The organism is Pseudomonas sp. B21-059 (assembly GCF_026016285.1).
In the GTDB taxonomy this organism is placed as follows: Bacteria; Pseudomonadota; Gammaproteobacteria; order Pseudomonadales; family Pseudomonadaceae; genus Aquipseudomonas; species Aquipseudomonas danubii.
In genome coordinates this window covers 4,245,121-4,269,097 of record NZ_CP087201.1, presented here as the reverse complement: position 1 = coordinate 4,269,097, position 23,977 = coordinate 4,245,121, and the positions used below count along the sequence as shown (strand labels likewise).

23 protein-coding genes are annotated in these 23,977 nt (G+C 64.4%); 10 read left to right on the top strand and 13 right to left on the bottom strand.

All coding sequences use genetic code 11. The annotated features are described in order from the left end of the window. Positions 1-92: 92 nt before the first annotated feature. Positions 93-530: an Lrp/AsnC family transcriptional regulator gene (locus tag LOY69_RS18755; protein ID WP_102881618.1), complete on the bottom strand. Its 438-nt coding sequence runs from the start codon at positions 528-530 to the stop codon at positions 93-95. 132 nt (positions 531-662) lie between these two features. On the opposite strand from LOY69_RS18755, the gene LOY69_RS18750 reads away from it, so the two are divergent. Both LOY69_RS18750 and LOY69_RS18745 read left to right on the top strand, forming a co-directional pair. After that, positions 663-1,556, top strand: coding sequence for a DMT family transporter (locus LOY69_RS18750; protein ID WP_102881617.1), 894 nt, complete (start codon positions 663-665; stop codon positions 1,554-1,556). 135 nt (positions 1,557-1,691) lie between these two features. After that, positions 1,692-2,666, top strand: a complete 975-nt coding sequence (locus LOY69_RS18745; protein ID WP_110596651.1) for a Dyp-type peroxidase — start codon at positions 1,692-1,694, stop codon at positions 2,664-2,666. A gap of 56 nt (positions 2,667-2,722) precedes the next feature. Here LOY69_RS18745 and LOY69_RS18740 read toward each other — a convergent pair whose 3' ends face one another. The 5 genes from LOY69_RS18740 to LOY69_RS18720 all read right to left on the bottom strand — a co-directional run bounded on the left by LOY69_RS18740 (position 2,723) and on the right by LOY69_RS18720 (position 7,909). Further along, positions 2,723-2,878 carry a DUF2474 domain-containing protein gene (locus tag LOY69_RS18740; RefSeq protein ID WP_102881615.1) on the bottom strand — a complete coding sequence of 52 codons (156 nt, stop codon included), beginning with the start codon at positions 2,876-2,878 and terminating at the stop codon, positions 2,723-2,725. After that, on the bottom strand, positions 2,871-3,011 hold the full coding sequence (locus LOY69_RS18735) for a hypothetical protein (protein WP_185073633.1): 141 nt from the start codon (positions 3,009-3,011) through the stop codon (positions 2,871-2,873). Before LOY69_RS18735 ends, LOY69_RS18740 begins: the two co-directional genes overlap by 8 nt. Then, positions 2,998-4,014: a cytochrome d ubiquinol oxidase subunit II gene (cydB, locus tag LOY69_RS18730; protein WP_102881614.1), complete on the bottom strand. Its 1,017-nt coding sequence runs from the start codon at positions 4,012-4,014 to the stop codon at positions 2,998-3,000. The genes LOY69_RS18735 and cydB overlap by 14 nt, the downstream gene beginning before the upstream one ends. A 16-nt stretch (positions 4,015-4,030) precedes the next feature. Continuing rightward, a complete protein-coding gene (locus tag LOY69_RS18725) occupies positions 4,031-5,452 on the bottom strand; it encodes a cytochrome ubiquinol oxidase subunit I (protein ID WP_265073401.1) in 1,422 nt (473 codons plus the stop codon). Positions 5,453-5,584: 132 nt separating this feature from the next. Next, positions 5,585-7,909, bottom strand: coding sequence for an FdhF/YdeP family oxidoreductase (locus tag LOY69_RS18720; RefSeq protein ID WP_265073400.1), 2,325 nt, complete (start codon positions 7,907-7,909; stop codon positions 5,585-5,587). Between the two features lie 457 nt (positions 7,910-8,366). On the opposite strand from LOY69_RS18720, the gene moaA reads away from it, so the two are divergent. Genes moaA through moaE form a run of 5 tightly spaced genes read left to right on the top strand, consistent with a single transcriptional unit; the run spans position 8,367 to position 11,529 of the window. After that, positions 8,367-9,365, top strand: coding sequence for a GTP 3',8-cyclase MoaA (moaA, locus tag LOY69_RS18715; protein WP_265073399.1), 999 nt, complete (start codon positions 8,367-8,369; stop codon positions 9,363-9,365). A gap of 45 nt (positions 9,366-9,410) precedes the next feature. Then, the gene (locus LOY69_RS18710) at positions 9,411-10,310 is read left to right on the top strand and encodes a bestrophin family protein (protein WP_102881610.1); all 900 of its coding nucleotides are present in this window, start codon (positions 9,411-9,413) and stop codon (positions 10,308-10,310) included. Positions 10,311-10,336: 26 nt separating this feature from the next. Further along, the gene (moaC, locus tag LOY69_RS18705; protein ID WP_102881609.1) at positions 10,337-10,819 is read left to right on the top strand and encodes a cyclic pyranopterin monophosphate synthase MoaC; all 483 of its coding nucleotides are present in this window, start codon (positions 10,337-10,339) and stop codon (positions 10,817-10,819) included. After that, a complete protein-coding gene (locus tag LOY69_RS18700) occupies positions 10,816-11,067 on the top strand; it encodes a MoaD/ThiS family protein (protein WP_102864824.1) in 252 nt (83 codons plus the stop codon). The genes moaC and LOY69_RS18700 overlap by 4 nt, the downstream gene beginning before the upstream one ends. Before the next feature lie 3 nt (positions 11,068-11,070). Further along, a complete protein-coding gene (moaE, locus tag LOY69_RS18695) occupies positions 11,071-11,529 on the top strand; it encodes a molybdopterin synthase catalytic subunit MoaE (protein WP_213665600.1) in 459 nt (152 codons plus the stop codon). Between the two features lie 88 nt (positions 11,530-11,617). Here the strand turns inward: moaE and fdhD are convergent, their stop codons facing one another. From fdhD to mobA, 3 genes are all read right to left on the bottom strand, one after another. Beyond that, complete coding sequence (fdhD, locus tag LOY69_RS18690; protein WP_102881607.1) at positions 11,618-12,445, bottom strand: formate dehydrogenase accessory sulfurtransferase FdhD; 828 nt, start codon at positions 12,443-12,445, stop codon at positions 11,618-11,620. A 54-nt stretch (positions 12,446-12,499) separates the two neighbouring features. Continuing rightward, on the bottom strand, positions 12,500-13,393 hold the full coding sequence (locus LOY69_RS18685; RefSeq protein WP_102864827.1) for a LysR family transcriptional regulator: 894 nt from the start codon (positions 13,391-13,393) through the stop codon (positions 12,500-12,502). Positions 13,394-13,501: 108 nt separating this feature from the next. Next, entirely contained in the window at positions 13,502-14,119 is a 618-nt protein-coding gene (gene mobA, locus LOY69_RS18680) for a molybdenum cofactor guanylyltransferase MobA (protein WP_265074911.1), read from the bottom strand. Positions 14,120-14,345: 226 nt separating this feature from the next. Between mobA and moaB the strand changes: the two genes are divergently transcribed. Together moaB and glp are read left to right on the top strand one after the other, a co-directional pair. Continuing rightward, positions 14,346-14,885: a molybdenum cofactor biosynthesis protein B gene (gene moaB, locus LOY69_RS18675; protein ID WP_110653247.1), complete on the top strand. Its 540-nt coding sequence runs from the start codon at positions 14,346-14,348 to the stop codon at positions 14,883-14,885. Then, complete coding sequence (glp, locus tag LOY69_RS18670) at positions 14,882-16,087, top strand: gephyrin-like molybdotransferase Glp (protein WP_110653248.1); 1,206 nt, start codon at positions 14,882-14,884, stop codon at positions 16,085-16,087. The genes moaB and glp overlap by 4 nt, the downstream gene beginning before the upstream one ends. On the opposite strand, the gene LOY69_RS18665 is transcribed toward glp, so the two are convergent. The 4 genes from LOY69_RS18665 to LOY69_RS18650 form a co-directional block, all read right to left on the bottom strand. Further along, positions 16,084-17,124, bottom strand: coding sequence for an FUSC family protein (locus tag LOY69_RS18665; protein ID WP_180988475.1), 1,041 nt, complete (start codon positions 17,122-17,124; stop codon positions 16,084-16,086). The two genes, glp and LOY69_RS18665, sit on opposite strands and share 4 nt — an antisense overlap. A 122-nt stretch (positions 17,125-17,246) precedes the next feature. Further along, a complete protein-coding gene (locus LOY69_RS18660) occupies positions 17,247-18,872 on the bottom strand; it encodes an NADP-dependent glyceraldehyde-3-phosphate dehydrogenase (RefSeq protein WP_123394537.1) in 1,626 nt (541 codons plus the stop codon). A gap of 140 nt (positions 18,873-19,012) precedes the next feature. Beyond that, the gene (locus tag LOY69_RS18655) at positions 19,013-20,050 is read right to left on the bottom strand and encodes an AraC family transcriptional regulator (RefSeq protein ID WP_110596660.1); all 1,038 of its coding nucleotides are present in this window, start codon (positions 20,048-20,050) and stop codon (positions 19,013-19,015) included. 9 nt (positions 20,051-20,059) lie between these two features. Beyond that, a complete protein-coding gene (locus LOY69_RS18650; protein ID WP_110596661.1) occupies positions 20,060-20,974 on the bottom strand; it encodes a GGDEF domain-containing protein in 915 nt (304 codons plus the stop codon). A gap of 464 nt (positions 20,975-21,438) precedes the next feature. On the opposite strand from LOY69_RS18650, the gene LOY69_RS18645 reads away from it, so the two are divergent. Then, a complete protein-coding gene (locus tag LOY69_RS18645; protein ID WP_110596662.1) occupies positions 21,439-23,961 on the top strand; it encodes a TonB-dependent receptor in 2,523 nt (840 codons plus the stop codon). The last annotated feature ends 16 nt before the right edge of the window (positions 23,962-23,977 follow it).

The following is a 23,977-nucleotide window of genomic DNA, read 5'->3' as shown; positions in this document are numbered from 1 at the left end:
GTAAGAAACGCCTCTAGAACGGCCGCTCCAGAGGGAAATTTCTTGCTTGTTCCAGGGGCTTTTTCTGGGGTGAAGACGCCCAATTCACGGTCTTAATCCAGGGGGGGCAAACGCCGCTTGATCGGCGATTTCTTGATGATCGCGGTGTTGGTTTCGGCGAAATGGTTGAGGCGGTCCAGCAGGCTGTCCAGCTGTTCCATGGAGCGCACTTGAAGGCGGGCGATAAAGCAGTCGTCACCGGTGACCTTGTCGCATTCGGTGAACTCGGCAATCGCCAGGATCTGCCGTTCCACTTCCTGCAGTTTGCCCGGCAAGGGGCGAATGCGGACGATGGCCTGCAACTGGTAGCCAAGAAGTTTTGGATCGATCTCCAAGGTATAAGCGCTGATCACGCCGCGTTCTTCCAATCTTTTCAAGCGCTCGGCAACGCTGGGGGCGGATAGCCCGCTGATCTGCGCCAGGGCCTTGAGGGAGCGGCGGGAGTCCTGCATCAGGGCACTGATCAGTGCCTGGTCGATGGCATCAAGCATGGCGATCTCGTTAGGTAGGATGGCTGTTTTGCCTTGATAAAAAAGGCCTTGATTGAGTCTAGCCTAGGTTTTGAACTGGCGATGGGCTGGTTGCGCTGGGCATAATTTGGCCACTGTTAGAGGAGATTGATGATGGATGCACTGACGCGCCGCGGCTCGCTGGAAATGACCGCCGCCATGCTGATTTCCGGAACCATCGGCTGGTTCGTCCTGGTGTCCGGGCAACCGGTGCTGGACGTGGTGTTCTGGCGTTGCCTGTTCGGCGCCGGGACTTTGCTACTTATTTGTGGCGCTTTCGGTTTTCTTCGTAAGAACATTCTGACCAAGCGTGCGCTGATCCTGGCGGTGCTCAGCGGCGTGGCCATTGTCGGTAACTGGGTGCTGTTGTTCGGCTCCTATTCCCGAGCCTCGATCGCCATCGGCACCGCGGTGTACAACGTCCAGCCTTTTATCCTGGTGGCCCTGGGGGCGCTGTTCCTGGGGGAGAAGATCACCCCGCAGAAGCTGTTCTGGCTGTGCCTGTCCTTTGCCGGAATGCTGGCCATCGTCAGCGCCCACGGCACCCAGGGCGAAACCGGCAACGACTACCTGCTGGGCATCGCCCTGGCCCTGGGCGCCGCCTTGCTGTACGCCTTTGCCGCGCTGCTGATCAAGCGCCTGAGCGGCACGCCGCCACACCTGATCGCGCTGATCCAGGTGTGCACCGGGGTGCTGTTGCTGGCGCCCTGGGCCAACCTCGGCGCACCGCCCCAGCAGGCCACGGCCTGGGCCAGCCTGCTGACCCTGGGCATCGTGCATACCGGGGTGATGTACGTGCTGTTGTATGGGGCGATCCAGAAGTTGCCGACGGCGTTGACCGGGGCCTTGTCCTTCATCTATCCGATTGCGGCGATCTTCGTCGACTGGCTGGCCTTCGGGCATCGCCTGGGCCTGCTGCAATGGGTGGGCGTCGGCGCGATTCTGCTGGCCGCCGCCGGCATGCAGCAGGGCTGGACCCTCAAGCGTCGGCGCAGCGTTTTGCAATGAGCGCGGGGGGCGCTGGGCGGGGGCCTGCAAAGGGTTTCACGCCAGCCTTCCAGCGGCAGCAAGCGCCCTCGCCACGGCCACAATCTGCTATTTTCCTGTCGGTGATTTTTCCGACCGCAGCCTGTGGAAGCCATAATGACCCAGCCTTACTCCCTGGCCGAGCGCAAGCCCGAGCCGCAAGCCATCTGCAACCCCATCACCCGTAGCGCCATCTTTATCGTCGCCACCCTGGCCCCCGGCGCCAGCGCGGCGAAAACCGTGCGTGAGTGGTGCGCCGATGTCGCCGCCCTGACCCGTTCGGTGGGCAAGCGCGTGCCGGGGGGCAATCTGTCCTGTGTCTGCGGTTTTGGCTCCAGTGCCTGGGACCGGTTGTTCGGCGGCCCGCGTCCGGCTGCGTTGCACGCTTTCCGTGAAGTGGGTGTGGAAGGGCGCCGCGCGCCATCCACCCCGGGCGACCTGCTGCTGCACATCCGCGCCGAGCAGATGGACCTGTGCTTCGAACTGGCCACGCAACTGCTCAAGCCTCTGGGGGATGCGGTCAAGGTGGTGGACGAGGTCCAGGGCTTTCGTTATTTCGACATGCGCAGCATGGTCGGCTTCGTCGACGGCACCGAGAACCCGGAAGGCCGCGAGGCCGTGGATTTCACCCTGATCGGCGATGAGGACCCGCCGTTCTGCAATGGCAGCTACGTGCTGGTGCAGAAGTACCTGCACAACATGGCGGCCTGGAACGAGCTGACGGTGGAGGCTCAGGAACGCATCATCGGCCGCACCAAGCTGGCGGATATCGAGCTGGATGATTCAGTCAAACCCAGCTGTTCCCACAGCTCCCTGACCACCCTGGAAGAGAACGGCGAGGAAGTGAAGATCCTGCGCGACAACATGCCCTTTGGCCGTCCGGGCGCCGGGGAATTCGGCACCTACTTCATCGGCTACGCCCGCTCGCCACGGCCGGTGGAGCAGATGCTGGAGAACATGTTCGTCGGTCGCCCGGCGGGCAACTACGATCGCCTGCTGGATTTCAGTACGGCGGTCACCGGCGGGCTGTTCTTCGTGCCATCTGCCGATCTGCTGGAAGACCTGGCCGAGCGCGCTGCAGCCGGCCAGTAAACGGCAAAACCCCGGCACGCTGCTGCGGGTCGGGGTTCCAGGCGTTATACCCATCCTCAGTGGCTGTGCATTCCGGCGGCCTGCATCAGCAGCCGCAACAGGCCGGCCACCAGCCCCAGGCCGATCACACTGGCCAGCCAGATGCCGAGCATCCACAGCAGGCGCTGCCAGCCGGGTGCCGGTTGCGCAGGTTGGGTCGTGACCTTATCCATGAGCCAGCTCCAGCATCAGTGCACCGCTGCAGGCGAGCATCAGCACCAGGCCAAAGAACAGCAGACTCAACTGCGCCACTTGCCGGTGCCAGGGCTGGCTGGTCAGGGGCTTTGCTCGATCAATGGTAGCCATCGCCAATCCTCACTTTGCCGCGGAACACGTAGTAGCTCCAGCAGGTGTACATCAGGATGATCGGCAGGATGAACAGGGTGCCGATCAGGATGAACAACTGGCTGGACAGGGGCGATGCCGCGTCCCACAGGCTGATGGACGGCGGCACGATGTTCGGCCAGATGCTGAACGCCAGGCCGATGTAGCCGAGGAACACCAGCACCAGGGTGAACACGAAGGGCCAGTGGGAATGATGCTGGCGCAAGGTGCCCAGCAGTCCGCACAACGCCAGCAGGCCCAGCACCAGCAGCGCACTGAAGATCACGATATGGGCATGGCTGAACCAGCGGGTGGCAATCTCCGGGTGCAGCAGCGGGGTCCAGACGCACAACACCGCCACCACGGCCATCAGCGCGAACGCCAGAGGCCGGGTGTAGTGGCGCATGCGCGCTTCGAGCATGCCTTCGGTCTTGACCAGCAGCCAGGTGCTGCCCAGCAGCGCATAGGCCACGATCAGACCCAGGCCGCAGAACAGCGGGAAGGGCGCCAGCCAGTCCAGGGAACCGCCGGCGAACTGGCGATTGACCACCGGGATGCCGGAAATGTAAGTGCCGATCACGATGCCCTGGCACAGGGTCGCCAGCAGCGAGCCGCCGATAAAGGCCCAGTCCCAGATGTGGCGTTTTTGCGGGCTGGCCTTGAAGCGGAACTCGAAGGCCACGCCGCGGAAGATCAGCCCCGCCAGCATGAAGATCAGCGGCAGGTACAGGGCTTCGAGAATCACCGAGTAGGCCAGGGGAAAGGCACCGTACAGCGCTGCGCCACCGAGGATCAGCCAGGTCTCGTTACCGTCCCAGACCGGGGCCACGGTGTTCATCATCACGTCCCGTTCCCGGGCATCGGGGATCAGCGGGAAGAGAATCCCCAGCCCCAGGTCGAAGCCGTCCATGATCACGTACATCATCACCCCGAAGGCAATGATCACGCCCCAGATCAACGACAGGTCTATGCCTTGAATCGTCATGTCGATATCCCTTGTTTCAGTGGTGGTGGTCGCTGGACGCAAAGGTCTCGGCGATGGCGGACAGTGGACGGCGCGGCGTTGGCTCCTGGCCGACAGGGTGGGTCGGCGGGTGCTCGTGGTGGGGCTGCGGGCCCTTGCGCACCAGCTTCATCATGTAGCCGATGCCCACCGCGAACACCGAGAAGTAGATCACCACGAACAGCGCCAGGGAGATGCTCAGTTGGGTCACGCTGTGGTTGGACGCGGCGTCGCTGGTGCGCAGCAGGCCGTACACCACCCAGGGCTGGCGCCCGACTTCGGTGGTGATCCAGCCCGCCAGCATGGCGATCAGGCCGGTGGGGCCCATCCACAGCACCAGGCGCAGGAACAGGCGGTTGCGGTACAGCGCGTCGTTACGCCGCAACAGCAGGCCCAGCACCCCGGTGAGGATCATCAACATGCCCAGCCCGGCCATGATGCGGAAGCTGAAGAACACGATGGCCGAGTTGGGACGGTCTTCCTTGGGGAAGCTCTTGAGTGCAGGGATCTGTTTGTCCAGGCTGTGGGTCAGGATCAGGCTGCCCAGGTAGGGCACTTCCACGGCGTAGTCGGTTTTTTCGCCGTCCATGTTGGGAATGCCGAACAGCACCAGGGGCGAGGGTTCGCTGCCGTGGTTTTCCCAGTGGCCTTCGATAGCGGCGATTTTTGCCGGTTGATGTTCCAGGGTGTTGAGGCCGTGGGCGTCACCGACCACCGCCTGGATCGGCGCCACGATCAGCGCCATCCACAGCGCCATGGACAACATCTTGCGTACTGGCGGCGTGTTGTTGCCCCGCAGCAGGTGCCAGGCGGCGCTTGATCCGACGAAGAACGCCGTGGCGACGAACGCAGCAATCGCCATGTGCGCCAGGCGGAAGGGGAACGACGGGTTGAAGACGATCGCCAGCCAGTCCATGGGCATGATCCGCCCATCGACGATGGAGAAGCCCTGGGGCGTCTGCATCCAGCTGTTGGAGGCGAGAATCCAGAAGGTCGAGATCAGGGTGCCGATGGCCACCATCACCGTGGCGAAGAAGTGCAGCCCGCGGCCGACCCGGTTCCAGCCGAACAGCATGACCCCGAGAAAGCCCGCTTCAAGGAAGAACGCGGTCAGCACCTCGTAGGTCAGCAGGGGGCCGGTGATGCTCCCGGCAAAGTCCGAGAAGCGGCTCCAGTTGGTGCCGAACTCGTAAGCCATGACCAGCCCGGAGACCACGCCCATGCCGAAGTTGACGGCGAAGATCTTCGACCAGAAGTGATACAGGTCCTTGTAAGTGCTGTTGTGGGTCTTGAGCCACAGCCCTTCGAGCACCGCCAGGAAACTGGCCAGGCCGATGGTGATGGCGGGAAAGATGATGTGGAACGAGACCGTGAACGCGAACTGGATGCGTGCAAGGTCGAGCGCCTGTAGATGAAACATGACGATACCCTCGTAATGGCTTGATGCCCGAGCAGGCACTGCGCGGCCGTCGCGAACCCGTGGGCTCGCGGCGGGGGCAGGGGCGCTGTGCGGGTGAAGGCTGGGGTGGTGGTCGCACCGCCCCAGGCTGGGTCACACGCCGACGGACTGGATCAGGTTGCTGGCCGCAGCCGGCTCCAGGCGGATGGCGATGAACTTGGAGGTCGGCGTGTAGGTGCGGTCGCCATAGCTTTCCAGGGGCACCAAGGGGTTGGTTTCCGGGTAGTAGGCGGCGGACTGGCCAGCGGGAATGTCGTAGGCGATCAGGGTGAAACCGCTGACCCGACGCTCCCGGCCGTCGTCCCATAGCGAGACGATGTCGACCTTCTGCCCCGGCTCGAAACCCAGCTGGCGAATGTCCTGTTCGTTGGCGAACAGCACCTCGCGCATGCCGTAGACCCCGCGATAGCGGTCATCCAGGCCATACAGGGTGGTGTTGTACTGGTCGTGGGAACGCATGGTCTGCAGGATCAGGTCCGGCTTGACCTTGAGCTTGCGCACCCCGGCACTGATCAGGTGCTCGGGCAGCACGCTGGGGATGAAGCGCGCCTTGCCGGTGGCGGTGTTCCAGCGCCGCTGGGTGGCGTCGTTGCCCAGGTGGAAGCCGCCGGGGTGCAGCAGCTTGAGATTGAAGTCCTCGAACCCCGGGATGGTGTCGGCGATCAGGTCGCGGATGCGTCCGTAGTCTTCGATGGTCCACAGCCAGTCGATGGGGTGCTGGCCCAGGGTGGCGTTGGCGATGCCGGCAATGATTGCCGGTTCCGAGCGCAGGTGCGGCGACTTGGGTTTCAGTTGGCCATGGGAGATGTGCACCATGCTGAAGGTGTCTTCCACGGTGATGCCTTGGGGGCCATTGGCCTGGATATCGATATCGGTGCGGCCCAGGCACGGCAGGATCAGCGCCTCGCGACCGGTCACCAGATGGCTGCGGTTGAGCTTGGTGGCAATGTGCACAGTGAGCTCGCAGTTGCGCAGGGCGGCGTGGGTGCGCGGGGTGTCCGGGGTGGCCTGGGCGAAGTTGCCCCCCAGGCCGATGAACACCTTGGCCCGGCCCTGTTCCATGGCCGAGATCGCCATCACTGTGTTGTGCCCGTGCTCCCGTGGCGGCTTGAAGCCAAAGCGCGTTTCCAGGGCATCCAGCAGCTCGGTGGGCGCCAGTTCGTTGATGCCCATGGTGCGGTCGCCCTGCACGTTGCTGTGGCCGCGCACCGGCGACAGGCCGGCGCCGGGGCGGCCGATATTGCCCCGCAGCAACAGCACGTTGATCACTTCCTGGATAGTCGGCACCGAATGGGTGTGCTGGGTCAGGCCCATGGCCCAGCACATGATTGCGCGCTTGGCCTTGCGGTACATGCGCGCCGCTAGCTCGATGTCGGCCAGCGTCAGCCCGGACTGCTCGACGATGTGGTTCCAGGACGTGGCATCGACCTCGGCCAGGTAGCTGTCCAGGCCCGAGGTGTGCTCGGCGATAAAGGCCCGGTCGAACACCGCTTCGCCATTGTTGGCCAGGGCCTCGCGCTCCCAGCGCAGGAGGAACTTGGCGATGCCGCGAAAGGCCGCCATGTCGCCGCCCAGGGCCGGGCGGAAGTAGGCCGAGGAGGTGGGCTCGGAGCCGTTGGTGAGCATCTCCAGCGGGTGCTGCGGATGCTGGAAGCGTTCCAGACCGCGCTCCTTGAGCGGGTTGAAGCAGATCACCTGGGCACCGCGTTTCACCGCCTCGCGCAGCGGCTCCAGCATCCGTGGGTGGTTGGTGCCGGGGTTCTGGCCGATGACAAAGATCGCATCGGCTTGCTCCAGGTCATGGAACACTACCGTGCCCTTGCCCACGCCAACGCTTTCGAACATGCCCACGGCACTGGCCTCGTGGCACATGTTCGAGCAGTCGGGAAAGTTGTTGGTGCCATAGGCGCGCACGAACAGCTGATACAGATAGGCCGCCTCGTTGCTGGCCCGGCCCGAAGTGTAGAACTCCGCCTGGTTCGGCGAGTCCAGGCCCTTGAGGTGGCTGGCGATCAGCTCGAAGGCTTCGTCCCAGGTGGTTTCCACATAGCGGTCCTGGGACGCGTCGTAGCGCATCGGGTGGGTCAGGCGGCCCTGGTATTCGAGCCAGTAGTCGCTCTGCGCGGCCAGGGCCGAGACCGTGTATTTGTTGAAGAAGGCCGGGTTCACCAGGCGCCCGGTGGCTTCCCAGTTGACCGCCTTGGCGCCGTTCTCGCAGAACTTGACCATGCCGTTTTCCGGCGATTCGCCCCAGGCGCAGCCCGGGCAGTCGAAGCCGCCGTTCTGGTTGGTCTTGAGCATGGCGCGGATGTTCTTGAAGGCGTTTTCACTGCCCAGCCAGTTCCTGGTCACCGCGATCAGTGCCCCCCAACCGGCGGCCGCCCCCTTGTAGGGTTTATATCGATCAACTTCGCTCATGATATTTCTCCAATACAGCGCACGCAGGCAACCGCCCGACAATGAATCAATGTCAGTGATTGTTTTACTGCACAGGCTAAATGCGGTTTTGTGGTGAAGCCGTTTAAGTTCGGATCTGTTTGGGGCAACGGAGTCACTTATAGGGCCCGTTTCATGGGCCACGAATAAAGCCTATTCGGCGCCTGTATGGGCTGTCTAATCGCAATTAATGACCGGCTGATCGAAAGCCTCTATCACGAATTAAAAGTCATGATAATCAATGATTTGAGTTGAATTACTGTTGCTGATTGCGGGCGGTTTTTTCGTTGATAGAGTGCATCGATCAATCAGTCGTAAATAGCGATTGGACGCAACTTTTAATTGCTCTTAGTCTTGCCGGCAACAACTCCTTAACGGTCGTTTTTGGCCGAGAACTACAACTAAGACCTATAAGTCGAATCCGTCGAAAGAGGCTGTTATGTCAGATCAAGTATTGGTGGATGGCTTTGCTCGACGGGTCGACTATTTACGTATGTCGGTGACCGATCGTTGCGATTTTCGTTGCGTGTATTGCATGGCCGAGGACATGCAGTTTCTGCCGCGCCAACGCATCCTGACCCTGGAAGAGCTGTACCAGCTGGCGCAGCGTTTCGTCGCCCTGGGTACGCGCAAGATCCGCCTCACCGGTGGCGAGCCGCTGATCCGTCCCGGGGTGGTGCAACTGTGCGAGCGCATCGGGCAATTGCCGGGGCTGCGGGAGCTGTGCATGACCACCAATGGCTCGCAACTGGGCAAGCTGGCAGCGCCGCTGTTCGAGGCCGGGCTCAAGCGCCTGAACATCAGCCTCGACAGCCTGGACCCGAAGCTGTTTCGCCAACTGACCCGCACCGGAGACCTGGCCCAGGTCATCGCCGGCATCGATGCGGCCAACGCTGCGGGTTTTGCGCGCACCAAGCTCAACTGCGTGGTGATGAAAGGGCGCAACGACCAGGAGATCAACGAACTGGTGGCGTTCGCCATCGACCGCAGCCTGGACCTCTCGTTTATCGAGGAGATGCCCCTGGGCAGCATCAGCGAGCACAGCCGCAGCGATGCGTTCTTTTCCAGCGCCCAGGTCCGTGAGCGGATCGCCGAGCGCTACACCCTGATGGAGTCCGCCGAGTCGACCCAGGGGCCGTCGCGCTACTGGCGCCTGGCCGAGGCGCCGCAGATCCGCCTGGGCTTCATCTCGCCCCACAGCCACAACTTCTGCGGCACCTGCAACCGCGTACGGCTGACAGTGGAAGGGCGCTTGCTGCTGTGCCTGGGCAACGAACACTCGGTGGACCTCAAGGCCGTGCTGCGCGCCCATCCCGGCGACGCCGAGCACCTGCAGCGGGCCATTGTCGAGGCGATGAAGCTCAAGCCCTATCGCCACCATTTCGAGCTCAACGACGAGGTCCAGGTGGTGCGTTTCATGAACATGACCGGCGGCTGATCGGTCCGCCATCTCCGCCTTCTTTGCTTTACAGGCCGTGCCCCGATGATCGTCAGATCCAAACCCAACCTGATCAGCGTGCTGATCTCCCTCAAGGGCTCGATTGCCAAGCGCATCGCCCTGCGCAGTCTGCTGGTGACCCTGCTGGCCTCGGCCATCGTGCTGATCGAAACCCTGCACCCGGCATACTTTTCCAAGGTCAACGCCACGCCCTTCACCTTGCTCGGGCTGTCGCTGTCGATCTTCATGAGCTTTCGCAACAACGCCTGTTACGACCGCTGGTACGAAGGGCGCAAGGCCCTGGGCGCGGTGCTCACCGAGGTGCGCTCGCTGATCCGCGAAACCCAGGTGCTCGGCGATGCCCAGGCCCGCAGCAGCATCCTGCGGGACCTGTGCGGTTTCGCCCACGCCCTCAAGGCCCGGCTGCGCCAGGAAGACGAGCTCAGCGCGGCAGGCACCTGGCTCAGCCATTGGCCGGCGGCCCGGACGCCGAACCTGCCGGACAGCATCCTGCGCCAGGTGTCGCGCCAGTGCTCGGCCCTGGCGACTTCGGGCGTGATCAGCGAGTGGCGCTACCTGCTGATCGCCAATCTGCTGTCCGGGATCACCGCCGCGCAAACCACCTGCGAGCGGATCAAGGGCACGCCGCTGCCGTTCCCCTACACCTTGCTGCTGCACCGCACCAGCTACATGTTCTGCATCCTCTTGCCCTTTGCCATGGCCGAGCCCCTGGGCTGGCTGACGCCGATCTTCACCGCCATCGTCAGTTACACCTTCTTTGGCCTGGACGCCATTGGCGACGAGCTGGAAGACCCCTTTGGCCACGACGAGAACGACCTGCCGATGGACGCCCTGGTGCGCACCCTCGAACGCGAGATTCTCGACGCCCTGGGGGCCACTGAACTGCCGCCGGCCCTGGTGCCGGTGGACTATGTCCTGAGCTGATCCACTGTCTTTATCCGAGGTTGCACATGAACGAACTCACTCACCTGGACGCCCAGGGCCGGGCCAGCATGGTGGATGTCACCTGCAAGGCCGCAACCGAGCGCGAAGCCCAGGCCCAGGCCTGGGTGCGCATGCTCCCGGCGACCCTGCAACTGATCCAGGACAACGGCCATCCCAAGGGCGACGTGTTCGCCGTGGCGCGCATCGCCGGGATCATGGCGGCGAAGAAGACCTACGAACTGATTCCCCTGTGTCATCCGCTGCTGCTCAGCGGCATCCGCGTCGAACTGCAAGCGCTGCCGCCGGACCGGGTACGGATCACCACCTGCTGCCGGCTCAACGGCGCCACCGGGGTCGAGCTGGAAGCCATGACCGCCGCCAGCGTGGCGGCGCTGACGATCTACGACATGTGCAAGGCGGTGGACCGGAGCATGGTCATCGAGGGCCTGCAACTGCTGAAGAAGCAGGGCGGCAAATCAGGGCTGTTCATCGCTGGAGAAACGCAATGATTCTGGTCAATTACTTTGCCCGCTACCGCGAACAGCTGGGCAGCGGCGGCGAGAAACTGCCCCTGGACGCCGACCTGCACACCGTCGATGACGTGCGCCAGTTGCTGATGGCCCGGGGTGAAACCTGGGCCACGGTGCTGGGGGAAAGCAGCCTGATGTGCGCGCTGAACCAGGACCTGTGCAAGCTCGATGCGGTCATCGAGGACTTCGATGAAATCGCCTTCTTTCCTCAAGTGACCGGGGGCTGAGGCATGAGCGTTCAGGTGCAGACCCAGGCCTTCAACCTTGATCAACTCAGCGTCGGCCTGCAGGCCGGCGATAGCCGTGTCGGCGCGGTGGTGACCTTTGTCGGTTATGTGCGCGACCTCAACCTGGGGGAGGCGGTACAGAGCTTGTACCTGGAACACTACCCGGGCATGACCGAGCGCTCGCTGCAGGGCATCGTGCAACAGGCCCGGGAGCGTTGGCCGCTGAACCGGGTGAGCCTGGTGCATCGGGTAGGGTTGCTGCAGGTGGGCGAGCCCATCGTCTTTGTCGGCGTGGCCAGTGCCCACCGGCAAGCCGCCTTCGAGGCCTGCGCCTTCATCATGGATTACCTCAAGACCCGCGCCCCGTTCTGGAAGCGCGAAGTCACCCCCGGCGGCGAACGCTGGATCGACGGACGCGAGAGCGACCGGCGGGCTGCCGAACGTTGGGTTGCAGAACGTTGAGCGGCAGAACGTTGAGCTTATGCCGGTGAGTGAGGCTTGAGGAAAGGTGGGGAACAACGCCGGATGCCTGTCATCCGGCGTTGTGCATTTACACCGGGCTGTAGATCCGCGGGGCGTTGCGGTGGGGCACGTGAATCAGGTTCAGGTGGTGCTTGTTGGCCCATTGCACGGTCAGTGCGGTAGGCGCGGAGAGGCTGACCAGGGTGCCGAGACGGGCGCGCACGGCCTTGTGGATCAACTCCAGGCTGCAGCGGCTGGTGACCACGGTGAACCCCGTGCGGCCATCGATCCCGGCGTTCAGCAGGGCGCCGATCAGCTTGTCCAGGGCGTTGTGGCGGCCGATGTCTTCCTGGCACAGGCGCACTTCACCCTGTTCGTCGAAATACAGCGCCGCATGCAGGGCGCCGCTGCTGCGGGCCATGTGCTGGGCCTGTTCGATGCGCTCGCGCAGGCCCTGCAGATGCTCGGCGGGGGGCAGCGATGAAGGTTCGAGGCTCTGCAGTTGCGGCAGCGCCTGTTCCAGGGCTTCCACGCCGCATAACCCGCAGCCGCTGGTTCCGGCCATTTGCCGGCGATGGTCCTTGAGGGCCCAGAAGGCCCGGCTGGAAATCTGCACATCGGCCTGGCAGGCCTGGGGAAAGTGGCTCAGGCGGATGTCGTAGATTTCGCTGAGGTCGCTGACGATGTCGTTGGTGATGCTGAAGCCGCGAATGAAATCCTCCAGGTTGCCGGGAGACACCATCATCACCGCCTGGCTCAGGCCGTTGTAGGTGATGGCCAGGGCAATCTCCGCGGCCAGCGGCGCCTCGGCCACCCCGCCCTCGGGGCTGTATTCGCGATAGGTCACGCGCTGCGGCGCGGGCGCCGGAGCATTGGCCTCGGGCTGTTGCTCCGATTGTTCGATACGGCAAACCATGACGACACCTCAATACAGTCGATTCACTCCGGGGCACGCTGGCTCCGGGGGCGTTCATTCGCCCTTGATGGCAAAGAGTTTCCTGGCTTCGGCAAAGCACTTTTCGGCAATCGCCGAGCGCGGCTCGGTCTTGCGCATCACCAGGCCCAGGGGCGCCAGCACGCTGGCATCCGGCAGCTGGATAAAGGCCAGGTTGTCGATGGGCGAATCCAGGCCGCTGTCCAACGGCATGATCGAGCAGCAGAAGCCTTCGTGAATGGCCTGGAACAGCTGGTAGGTGGAATCGCTCTCCAGGATCGGCGTCGGGTTGAGGCCACGGCTGCGAAAGCTCAGGTCGATGGACTTGCGATAGTGCATGCCGGTGCTGAGCATCCCCAGGGGCAGCTCGGCGGCGTCCTCCCAGCTCATCTCGCTGCCTTCGAAATGAAAGTGCCGGGTGTCATAGAGCAGGCCGACCCGGGTCTCGCCGATCTCGAAGAAGTCCAGGTAGTTGGGGTTGACGTGGTCCAGGTAGCAGACCCCCAGGTCCAGCTGGTTGTTGCCGATGTCCTCGATGATCCGGTCGGAGCTGGCGGACGACAGGCTGAACTTGAGTTCGGGAAAGCTCGCCGACAGCTTCTGTACATAGCTGATGGGGTTGAAGCCGCTCAGCGGCACCAGGCCCAGGCGCAGGTTGCCCACCAATTGCCCGCGACAAGCAGCGGCTTCGGCGAACAGCCCGTCATGGGCCGCCAGCAGGGTCTTGGCCCAGGCCAGCACCCGTTCACCGGCCTCGGTGAAGCCTTCGAAGCGCTGGCCCCGGGTCACCAGGATCAGGTCCAGTTCGTCCTCCAGGTTGCGCAGGCGCATGGACAGGGTCGGCTGGGTGATGTGGCAGCGCGCGGCGGCCTGGCCGAAGTGTCGGGTCTGTTCCAGGGCGATGAGAAACTTGAGTTGCTTGATGTCCACAATGGCACCTGTGGTGAGGAAATCGGAGTCAGTAGTAACGCAGGTGTCCGGTCTGTGGAAAGACGTTCAGTCTTCCCGAGCCAGACCCTCGGGGCACACCTTCGGCGTTCAGGCCAAGGGCCCGGAGTCTGTTTCAGACAGTAGTTCAGGGGTGTTGAAATTGCTCAGTCGCGGGTCGTCCGCGGCGCAGGGCAGGGCGCTCAGTCCATGGGGTGCCAGGGCCCGCAGCAGGCTGCGTTCACCCAGGTGCCAGGCTTGGCGCAAGCTCGCTGCCAGCTCCGTGGGAATCAGGCTGAACATGGGTTGCCAGTAGCCGGCCTGCCGCACCATCAGCGGATGAGGGGCGTGCGCTGCGCGGGCATCCAGCAGGGCCTGGATCAGCGCGCTGTCGATCCGCGGCGCGTCGCAGGCCAGCACCAACAGCCAGGGATGCCGGGCCACCGCCAGGCCCGCCAGCACGCCCGCCAGAGGGCCGGGAAAGTCCTCCTGCTCATCCGCCACCAAACGATCGGCATAGGGCCGGTACTGCTCGGCGTTGCGGTTGCAGGAAATGATCAGGTCATCGCTGAAGGGCCGCACCACCTTCTGCACATGGGCAATCAGCGGCTGGCCGTGCCAGGTCACCAGGCCCTTGTCGCGACCGCCCATGCGCGAGCCGCGGCCACCGGCCAGCAGCAGGATCGAGCAGGGCAGGGAACAGGCGGGTGCAGGCTGGATCGGGGTCATGGCGGGACGCATATCAAGTAGGTGGCGCAAACGATGGCATTGTCCTTCGGGCACGTCCAATCGGAAGTGTTGAATGGCCGATTGATGGGCTTTATCAACCGCCACGCCAAACCGCGGTTGACGATAGAGCGCCTCGATAATCCGGTCAGCCAGAACGATTAGACAGCCGCGGTTTCGGGCCTTTAGCCTGCATCCATGGTTTTTATCTTGCCGGTCGGAGAATGACATGAGCGTGAAGTCGGATGCGTTGTTTGTACCCTTGAACATGGCCGTGCTGACGGTCAGCGATACCCGGGAATACGCCACGGACACCTCCGGGCAACTGCTGGTCAGTCGCCTGCTGGAAGCCGGCCACACCCTGAGCGAACGCAACCTGCTCAAGGACGATCTGTACAAGATCCGCGCCCAGGTGGCGACCTGGATCGCCGACGAGCGCATCCAGGTGGTGTTGATCACCGGCGGCACCGGCTTCACCGGTCGCGACAGCACCCCCGAAGCCGTGAGTTGCCTGCTGGACAAGCATATCGACGGTTTCGGCGAGCTGTTCCGCGCCATCTCGATCCTCGATATCGGCACCTCCACGGTACAGAGCCGGGCCCTGGCCGGGCTGGCCAACGGCACCCTGGTGTGTTGCCTACCGGGCTCCACCGGGGCCTGCCGCACCGCCTGGGAAGGCATCCTCGCCGAGCAGCTGGATGCCCGCCATCGGCCGTGCAATTTCGTGCCGCACCTCAAGCCGGTGCAGGCCTGCGAGTCCCGGGGATGAGCCAGGGCCACTTGATGCCGCTGGAAGAAGCACTGGCCAGCCTGCTGGCCATGGCCGATACCCAACGTCTGACGCAAAGCGAAACCCTGGCCCTGGACCATGCCCGGCAACGGGTGCTGGCCAGCGATCTGTTGGCGACCCTGGACCTGCCGCCCTGGGCCAACAGCGCCATGGACGGTTATGCCCTCAACCTGCAGCACTGGGACGGCCAGCCACTGGTGGTGTCACAGACGATCTTTGCCGGTCAGCCCGGCGACCCCTTGCAGCCGGGCACCTGTGCGCGGATCTTCACCGGCGCCCCGGTGCCTGCCGGCGCTGACTGCGTGGAGATGCAGGAGAACGTCGAGTTGCTGGAGGATGGCCGGGCGCGCTTCACCCAGGCGCTGAAACCGGGACAGAACATCCGTCCCCAAGGCCAGGAGAACCGGGCCGGTGATGTGCTGTTGCAAGCCGGCAAGCGCCTGGGGCCTTTCGAACTGGCGGTGGCCGCCGCTCAGGGCTGCACCGAGCTGCAAGTGGTGCGCCGTCCGCGAGTGGCGTTGCTGTCCACCGGCGATGAACTGCTGGAACCGGGCATGCCCATGCGCCCGGGTTGCATCTACAACAGCAACCGCACCTTGCTCCGCCACTGGCTCGACAGCCTGGGCTGCGAGGTCATCGACGCCGGGATTCTTCCCGACCAGCCACAGCAGACCCGGTTCAGGCTGGAACAGTTGCAGCACGGCGCGGACCTGATCCTGACCACCGGCGGGGTCTCGGCGGGGGATGCCGACTGCCTGGGCCAGGTGCTGAGGAGCGATGGTCGACCGCTGTTCTGGAAGCTCGCCATCAAACCCGGAAAACCGCTGACGGTGGGCCACTTCGGCCAGGTGCCGGTGATCGGCCTGCCGGGCAATCCGGCCTCGGCCCTGGTGACCTTCGGCCTGCTGGCCCGGGCCTACCTGTTGCGGATTCAGGGAGTGGAGCAGGTTGCGCCCTTGAGTGTGCCGGTCAGCGTGGCCTTCAACTGGCCCAAGGCCGGCAGCCGCCGGGAATACCTGCGGGCGCGCCTGGAAAACGGCCGCGCCGTGCTCTATCCGAACCAGAGCTCGGGGGTATTGCTGGGAGCCTCCTGGGCCGATGGCCTGGTGGAGATCCTTGAAGGCCACACCCTGCAGGTGGGCGACGCGGCGCGTTTCATTCCCTTTAGCGAGTTGTTTTAAATCTTCCAGTGCCGGGCGCTTTTGGCCAGTCGCTGGCGCATTTCGCCCAGGGTCGCGGCCAACTGCCGGGTGAGCAGCCGGTAACCGTCAAGGGGCGAATACACCGGCGCCTCCAGGGCCTTGTCGGCATGGCCTTCCAGGGGTTTGTCCAGGCGCTGGGTGCCCCCCGTTTGCAGGGCCCGGGCCATGCCGATCAACTGCACGCGGATCTGCCGGTGCTCGGCCTTGAGTGCCAGTTGCATCTGCGCCATGGCCTGCCGGTCGCTGGCATCGGGGCGGGTGTTGCCGAGGATCTCCAGGGTGCTGATGCACATCCGCAGATTGCGCTGGATGGCGTCCAGCTCGGTCATGGAAATCCGTACTTCCTTGGACACCGAAGGCATCAGCGAACGCAGTTGCAGCATGGCGGCGTTGACCCGGCCCAGGAGCTTGAGGTGTTCGTCGTCGGTCACCGACTGGCCCTGGATGATCCGTCCATACAACTGGGCGCAGTCGCGCAGGGCGCTGGCCAGGGTGTAGCGCCAGGAATACACCGCGTACAGCGGAATGGCGAAGGAAAACGCCAGGGCCAGGGCAATGCCGATGAGAATGTCCACCGCGCGCCACAGGCCGTCGCTGATCTGGTTGTCGCCATGGCCGGCGACGATGAACACGGTGATCGCTGCCAGCAGCGCGGTATACCCGCCCTTGCCGATGGCGTGGTAGGAAAAGTAGCCGCACACCGCCGACATGCCCAGGTAGGTCAGCCAGGGATGGCCGAAGTACGCCTGCTGCACCACCAGCACCAGGCCGACCCCGGCGCCCACCAGGGTGCCGATGGCCCGCTCGGCGGCCTTCTTGCCGATGTTGCCGTGGTGCTGCAGGCCGCCGATCACCACCAGCATGGTCACCGACGCCCACTCGCCGTGGGGCAGGTTGAGGCCGGTGGTCAGGAGAATGGTGGCGATCAGGCCGAGGGCGACCCGCACCGCGTGGATCAGGCGGGCGTGACGGTAGCGCCGGTACGGGTCCAGCAGGGGACGCAGCAGGCGCTGCAGCAAGGGCGGCAGGTGGATGCCCCGCAGGTGTTTGAACGGGCCCAGACCGGTTTCTCCAATAGCTGATGAGTGGCTGAATCAGTAGCCGCGACTCGCCGCGTGGCGAGCCCCGGCCAGGCGCTTCAGAAAATGTAGTCGGTGGTCAGGAAGCTGGAGTCGCGATTGCGGATGATGTCGCTGATCAGCTGTTTGTTGCGCTCCTGGAACTTGGTCGCCACCAGGGTGCGGATCGAGAAGGTGCGCAACGCATCATGCACCGACAGCGTGCCCTCGGCGGAGTTCTTGCGACCGTTGAAGGGGAAGGTGTCCGGGCCGCGCTGGCACTGGGCGTTGATGTTGATCCGCCCGACCTGGTTGGCGAAGGTGTCCACCAGCCGGCCGATCACTGCCGGGTCGCTGCCGAACAGGCTCAGTTGCTGGCCGAAGTCCGATTCCAGGACGTAGTCGATCACCGTGTCCAGGTCGCGGTAGGGCACGATGGGCACCACCGGGCCGAACTGTTCCTCGTGGTAGACGCGCATCTGCGGGTTCACCGGGTACAGCACCGCCGGGTAGAAGAACGACGCCCGGGACTCGCCGCCATGGGGGTTCACCACCTGGGCGCCGTGGGCCTGGGCATCGGCCACCAGGGCGTGCAGGTAATCGACCTTGGTGTTTTCCGGCAGTGGCGTCAGGGCCACGCCCGGCTCCCAGGGCATGCCCGGCTTGAGGCCTTGCAGCTTGGCGTTGAACTGCTGGATAAAGCGCTCCACCACGCTTTCATGGACGAACAGGATCTTCAGCGCGGTGCAGCGCTGGCCGTTGAACGACAGCGCGCCGGTAACGGCCTCGCTGACCGCGTTGTCCAGGTCGGCATCGGGCAGCACGATTCCCGGGTTCTTCGCGTCCAGGCCCAGGGCCGCGCGCAGGCGGTGCGGCTTGGGGTGGAGTTTCTTCAGGTCGCTGGCGGCCTTGTTGGTGCCGATGAAGGCGAAGATGTCGATCTTGCCGCTGGCCATCAGCGCGCTGACGGTCTCGCGGCCGCTGCCGTAGATGACGTTGATCACCCCGGCCGGGAAGCTGTCGCGGAAGGCTTCGAGCAACGGCCGGATCAGCAGCACGCCGAGCTTGGCCGGCTTGAACACCACGGTGTTGCCCATGATCAGCGCCGGGATCAGGGTGGTGAAGGTTTCGTTCAGCGGGTAGTTGTAGGGGCCCATGCACAGGGCCACGCCCAGGGGCACGCGGCGGATCTGGCCGAGGGTGTCCTGTTCCAGTTCGAAGCGGCTGGAGCGCCGGTCCAGTTCCTTGAGCGCGCCGATGGTGTCGACGATGTAGTCGCAGGTGCGGTCGAACTCCTTTTCCGAGTCCTTGAGGTTCTTGCCGATTTCCCACATCAGCAACTTGACCACTGCTGTGCGCTGTTCGCGCATGCGCGCCAGGAAGGCTTCCACGTGCTGGATGCGCTCAGCCACGCGCATCGTTGGCCAGGCGCCCTGGCCGCGGTCGTAGGCGCGCACGGCGGCGTCCAGGGCGGTGAGGGCGGTATCAGCGTCCAGCAGCGGCGTGCTGCCGAGAATCACTTGCTGGTCGCCGTCGGCGCCGCTCAAGTAGATCGGGCTGCGGACCTGGGCCAGGGGGCCGTTCCAGGTGCGCAGTTCACCGTCTACCAGGTAGTCGCGCTGCTCCACCGGATCGGGCAGGCGATAGGCTTCGGGGATGTCGGCGGCAGCAGGAAACAGGTTGTTGAGGACATTGGCTGTGGTCATGACTCTACCCCGTGTTGGAAATGGCTGCGGCGCGGATGACAGTGGCGCCATCGCTCCAAGGTTTATACGCCTGAATGGCCTGCGGCTTTAGCGCTTTGTGCAGTTGGCACACCCGCGGTCATGGTTCGAGGTTAAACGTTTCAGCTGTCGCCCAGCAACTGCCGGATCAGGGTCGGGGTGCTGCCGGTCCAGCGCTTGAAGGAGCGGCGGAAGTTGGCCGGGTCATTGAAGTTCAGGTACTCGGCCACTGCCTCGTTGCTCCAGCCCTTGATCTGGTACAGGTACAGGGCCACGTGTTTGCGCACCCGATCCACTTGCTGCTGGTAGCCGCTGTGGTGCTTGCTCAGCTTGCGCTTGAGGGTCGCCGGGCTCATTACAAAGGCCTGGGCCGCCTGTTCCAGGCTTGGCGCACTGCGCACATTGGCTTGCAGGTAGCGGTACAGGGCGTCGAGGAAGCTCGTGGAAAACCCCAACTGCCGCAGGTGCTCGGCGGCTTCCTGGCGCGCCACTTGGCCGGCGGTGGCCGAGGTGCCGGGCCAGGGCCGGGTCAGGTATTCCCGAGGAATGCGCATCAGGTCCAGGGGGCGCTGGAACTGGGTCTGTTCCCCCAGGTGCACCCAGTACTGCTCGACGTAGCGCGGCTCGGCATGGCTGAAGCTGCATTCCCAGGGCAGGCGCTGGCCGGCCAGCCACTGACTCATGGCCACCAGCGAAGTCATGCTGGCTTCCAGCAGGAAGCGCCCGTGCTCGCCGGCGCCGCAGCTGTCCAGCCAGTAGCAATAGGCATGCTGCTCATCCAGCACCAGGCGTGGGCTCAGCAGGGGGCTGAGCAGGGCCTGCTGCTGCACCAGGGTGTCCAGGGCCTGATGCAGGTTCTGGGCATGGCGCAAGGCATGGCTGGCGGCGCCGTAGTGCCCGGGCAGCAGGCGCTGGCCAAACAGGAAACTGCTGTCGTCGGCGTCCAGCAGGCGCCGGCTGTTGCCGATCAGCGCCAGGAACTGCTGCGGGCTGAGACGGGTCTGGCCGGCGAGGATGTCCTCGTGGAACAGCCCGGTGCCGCGCAGCAGGCGATGGCTGTCGATGTCCCGCGACAGCGCCAGGTCGATCAGCGCCGCCGGTTGATAGTGCCCGGGGATGAAGCGGGTATCGGCTTCGTACCAGTGGGTCTTCACGGTCATGATGGCGCCTCAGGCGGTTTTCGCCAGGGGCTGCTTGGCTCGGGCCAGGGCCAGATTGAGGCGTTTGAGCAGGACCTCCGGGGTCTCCTCCAGGGCCATCACCACCGCGGTGCTGGCCGCCAGGTGCAGGCGCTCGCCGTGTTGCCGGGTCTTGTGCGCCAGTCCCTGAACCGCCTGTTGCAGTTCCAGGGCCAGCAGTCGCGCCTGGCTCTCGCCGGTGTTGGGCAGCAGCACCACGAAGCGGTCGCCGGCCAGCCGGCACAGCAGGTCCTGGCGTCGCAGGTTGAGCAGCAGCACATGGCTCAGGGCTTGCAGCACCGCATCCCCTTCGGCGTGGCCGTAGTCCTGGTTGATCGCGGCGAAGTGGTCCAGGTCCAGGGCCAGCAGCGACAAGGGCTGCTGTTGGCGGCGACTGTCTTGCAGGCTGGCGGCCAGCTCGCGCTTGAGGTAGTCGGCGCCGGCTAGCGGGGTGAGCTTGTCGAACTGGCGGTGCTCGCGAAACAGCCGTTCCTTCTTTTCCATCTGCGCGCTGATGGCCAGCTGTTCGCGGTGCCAATGGTAGATGCCGATGGTCAGCAGGATCATGCCGATGGGCATCGGCGCCGATTCCAGCCAGTGGTCCCAGGTGATGCTGGGAGGCAGGCGGATGAACTCGTCGAGGCTGTCGATCCACCAGGAAAAGAAAATGCAGCTCAGGCCCAGGGCCAGGTAGTGGGTGACCCGCCCGGCAGGGCGGCTCTTGAGCACCAGCGCGAGCCAGACCAGGGCCAGCAGCGCCGAACCGCCTTCGCCGATGATGTCCAGCCATTGCCACTCGCTGACCGGTTTCAGCGTGCCGCAAGCCAGATGCAACAGCAGCCCGGCGTTGGCCGCCAGCAACAGCGCGGCCAGTTTCCAACGGTGGGGGTTGAGCACGCAGAACATGGCCGCGATCCTTTTGCCGGGAGTGAGAGGGCGCCAGCACAGCAGATGTTTGTGACAGTGCGGTGACGTCGGGAGAAACCGCTGAGAGGTCGAATCAGCTCACGCCGGTGGCGTTTTTTTTGCCGACACAAGCCTCGCTGAATTCGCCTTAGGTGGCGAGGATGCCTGCTCATACTGGCGTGCGCAGCGCACCTAAAGCCTGCCCGCGACTGCTCCAGCCAGCCACCGCAATTGCCCGGCAGCCGCCGCGGCGCAAACGGTCGCGAGCCCAGTCCCAGTCTGCTATCAGACGCTGAATCACAGGTCATTTCAGCTCATTGTGCCGACCGATCTGCGGGCAAAAGGGTGTTTACGTTACCCGTCGCTCGACCCTGTCACAGAACCGTCATTCGCCATCCCTAGCGTGCCCTCCCAGTTGCCGGGCCCCTTGCCCGGCGTTAGCGGACTCTTGGGGGAGGACCATCATGTACAAGCGCAGCAGTCCCGGGCTTGTCAGCTTTACCTTGACCGCGCTGGCCATGGCCATCGCCAGTGAACGCTTGAGCGCCGCCGAAACGGCCGCCACCGAGCACGTGCAAGTGGTAGGCCAGGCGGCCAGCATCGATCAGGCGCTCAAGGAGCAACGACGTTCGGACAGCATCGAAAGCGTGGTGCACGCCGACGGCGTGGCCCAGTTGCCGGACCAGAACGTTGCCGAGGCGGCGCAGCGCCTGCCGGGCATCAGCATCGAGCGCGACCAGGGCGAAGGGCGCTTTGTCAGCGTCCGCGGCCTGGGCCCGGACCTCAACAGCGTGACCATCAACGGCACCCTGGTGCCCTCGCCGGAAAGCGCGCGCCGCGCCGTGGCCCTGGATGTACTGCCCTCGGAGCTGGTGCAGTCGCTGTCGGTGATCAAGACCCTGACCCCGGACATGGACGCCAACTCCCTGGGCGGCACCGTGGACGTGAAAAGCCTCTCGGCCTTCGACCACAAGGGCCTGTTCTACAGCGGCAGCAGCGAGGCCAGCTACGACCAGAACACCCGCCAGACCAGCCCGAAATTCTCCGGCGCGGCGAGCAACCGCTTCAGCCTCGGCGACGGCGTCGACAACTTCGGCGTGGCCGCGGCCCTGAGCTGGCAGAAACGCGATTTCGGCTCCGACAACGTCGAGACCGGCGGCGCCTGGGACTTCGAACAAGGCGCCAAGCTGCAGGAATTCGAGCAGCGCGACTACGCCATCAGCCGCGAGCGTGCCGGTGGCGGCCTGAACTTCGACTACAAGCCCGACGACAGCAGCAGCTACTACTTGCGTACCCTGTACAGCCGCTACAAGGACAGCGAAACCCGCAACTCCACCAGCATCGAGTTCGCCGACCCCCTGGCCGCCGGGGAGCGCGGCGACGCCGAGGCCAAGCGCAAGCTCAAGCAGCGCGAGGAAACCCAGGAGATCCAGTCCTACGTGTTCGGCGGCGAGCGCCAGCTGGGCCTGTGGACCCTCAGCGGCCAGACCGGCTACAGCCGCTCCAGCGAAGACAGCCCGGCGCATATCGCCGGAGCCACCTTCAAGGGCAACAGCGATTTTTCCGACAGCGGCTTCTACGACAACGGCAAGCCGCGCCCGGTGATCGGCGCCGGTTTCTATGACCCGGCCAACTTCACCCTGGACAAGGTCGACTGGGAACAGCAGAAGACCACCGACACCGAGAAGAACCTGCGCCTGGACCTGGCCCGGGACTATGACTTGAGTGGCTACGCCGCGCAGTTCAAGTTCGGTGGCAAGCTCAGCCGGCGCAACAAGGACAACGACCTGGAAGCCTGGGTCTACAAGGACTTCGACACCCTGGGCTTTACCGACCAGCAGCTCAACCTCGGGCAGTTCCAGAAAGGCAGCGTGGACTATTCCCTCGGCCGCTTCGGCCCGGGCATCAGCGGCGGCGCCATCAAGCAACTGATCGGCGGCCTGAATCAGGCGGCCTTCTACGACGAGGAAGAATCCCGGGTCAACGACTTCAAGATCCGCGAAGACATCAACGCCGGCTACTTCATGAACACCCTGGACATCGACGACTGGCGCTTCATCGCCGGCCTGCGCTACGAGGGCACCGAGTTCGAGGCCAAGGGCACCGGGGTCACCGACGGCGCCTTCACCGCCACCGACACCCAACGCCGCTACCAGCACTGGCTGCCGGGGCTGCATGCGCGCTACCAGCTGGACAAGAACACCCAGCTGCGCGCGGCCTGGACCAAGAGCGTGGTGCGCCCGACCTTCGGCCAACTGGCCCCGGGCTTTGTCATCGACGGCGACGAGGCGACCTTCGGCAACCCCGACCTCAAGCCCCTGGAGTCGAGCAACCTGGACCTGGGCATCGAGCACTACATGGGCCGCGCCGGCAGCGTCTCGGCCTTCGTGTTCTACAAGGACATCCAGAACTTCGTCTACAACACCGACCTGGCCGGCACCGGCGCCTGGAGCGGGTTCTCCGAGGCGCACACCTTCGCCAACGGCGACAGCGCCAAGCTGTACGGCCTGGAACTGGCCTATTCGCAGAAATTCGACTGGCTGCCGGCGCCGTGGAACGGCCTGCTGCTGGGCGCCAACAGCACCTTCAGCCGCTCCAGCGCGAGCATCGAGGGCTTCGACCAGAAGGCCGGGGTCAACCGCAAGCGCGACATCGACCTGCCCAACCAGTCGGACACCGTGGGCAACCTGATGCTCGGCTGGGAAGACGACAAGCTCAGCCTGCGCCTGTCGGCCAACTACAAGTCGGCCTACCTCTATGAACTGGCCTCCATCAGCGACAAGGCCCACGACCTGCACGTGGACGCCCAGACCTTCGTCGACTTCAGCGCCAAGTACGCCCTGACCAAGCACCTGCAACTGAGTTTCGAGGCGCAGAACCTCACCGACCAGCCGTACTTCGTCTACACCGGCAACCGCTCCTACAACGCCCAGTACGAGGAATACGGCCCGACCTACAAGCTCGGCCTGACCTTCACCCATTTCTAAGTAGCGGGCCCTTGCC

Coding starts and splice junctions, on each gene's coding strand:
- LOY69_RS18750 (WP_102881617.1), top strand. CDS start 663: ATGGATGCACTGACGCGCCGCGGCTCGCTGGAAATGACCGCCGCCATG.
- LOY69_RS18710 (WP_102881610.1), top strand. CDS start 9,411: ATGATCGTCAGATCCAAACCCAACCTGATCAGCGTGCTGATCTCCCTC.
- LOY69_RS18660 (WP_123394537.1), bottom strand. CDS start 18,872: ATGACCACAGCCAATGTCCTCAACAACCTGTTTCCTGCTGCCGCCGAC.
- moaA (WP_265073399.1), top strand. CDS start 8,367: ATGTCAGATCAAGTATTGGTGGATGGCTTTGCTCGACGGGTCGACTAT.
- moaE (WP_213665600.1), top strand. CDS start 11,071: ATGAGCGTTCAGGTGCAGACCCAGGCCTTCAACCTTGATCAACTCAGC.
- LOY69_RS18745 (WP_110596651.1), top strand. CDS start 1,692: ATGACCCAGCCTTACTCCCTGGCCGAGCGCAAGCCCGAGCCGCAAGCC.
- LOY69_RS18650 (WP_110596661.1), bottom strand. CDS start 20,974: ATGTTCTGCGTGCTCAACCCCCACCGTTGGAAACTGGCCGCGCTGTTG.
- LOY69_RS18700 (WP_102864824.1), top strand. CDS start 10,816: ATGATTCTGGTCAATTACTTTGCCCGCTACCGCGAACAGCTGGGCAGC.
- LOY69_RS18720 (WP_265073400.1), bottom strand. CDS start 7,909: ATGAGCGAAGTTGATCGATATAAACCCTACAAGGGGGCGGCCGCCGGT.
- fdhD (WP_102881607.1), bottom strand. CDS start 12,445: ATGGTTTGCCGTATCGAACAATCGGAGCAACAGCCCGAGGCCAATGCT.
- glp (WP_110653248.1), top strand. CDS start 14,882: ATGAGCCAGGGCCACTTGATGCCGCTGGAAGAAGCACTGGCCAGCCTG.
- moaB (WP_110653247.1), top strand. CDS start 14,346: ATGAGCGTGAAGTCGGATGCGTTGTTTGTACCCTTGAACATGGCCGTG.
- cydB (WP_102881614.1), bottom strand. CDS start 4,014: ATGACGATTCAAGGCATAGACCTGTCGTTGATCTGGGGCGTGATCATT.
- LOY69_RS18645 (WP_110596662.1), top strand. CDS start 21,439: ATGTACAAGCGCAGCAGTCCCGGGCTTGTCAGCTTTACCTTGACCGCG.
- moaC (WP_102881609.1), top strand. CDS start 10,337: ATGAACGAACTCACTCACCTGGACGCCCAGGGCCGGGCCAGCATGGTG.
- LOY69_RS18655 (WP_110596660.1), bottom strand. CDS start 20,050: ATGACCGTGAAGACCCACTGGTACGAAGCCGATACCCGCTTCATCCCC.
- LOY69_RS18740 (WP_102881615.1), bottom strand. CDS start 2,878: ATGGATAAGGTCACGACCCAACCTGCGCAACCGGCACCCGGCTGGCAG.
- LOY69_RS18735 (WP_185073633.1), bottom strand. CDS start 3,011: ATGGCTACCATTGATCGAGCAAAGCCCCTGACCAGCCAGCCCTGGCAC.
- mobA (WP_265074911.1), bottom strand. CDS start 14,119: ATGACCCCGATCCAGCCTGCACCCGCCTGTTCCCTGCCCTGCTCGATC.
- LOY69_RS18725 (WP_265073401.1), bottom strand. CDS start 5,452: ATGTTTCATCTACAGGCGCTCGACCTTGCACGCATCCAGTTCGCGTTC.
- LOY69_RS18755 (WP_102881618.1), bottom strand. CDS start 530: ATGCTTGATGCCATCGACCAGGCACTGATCAGTGCCCTGATGCAGGAC.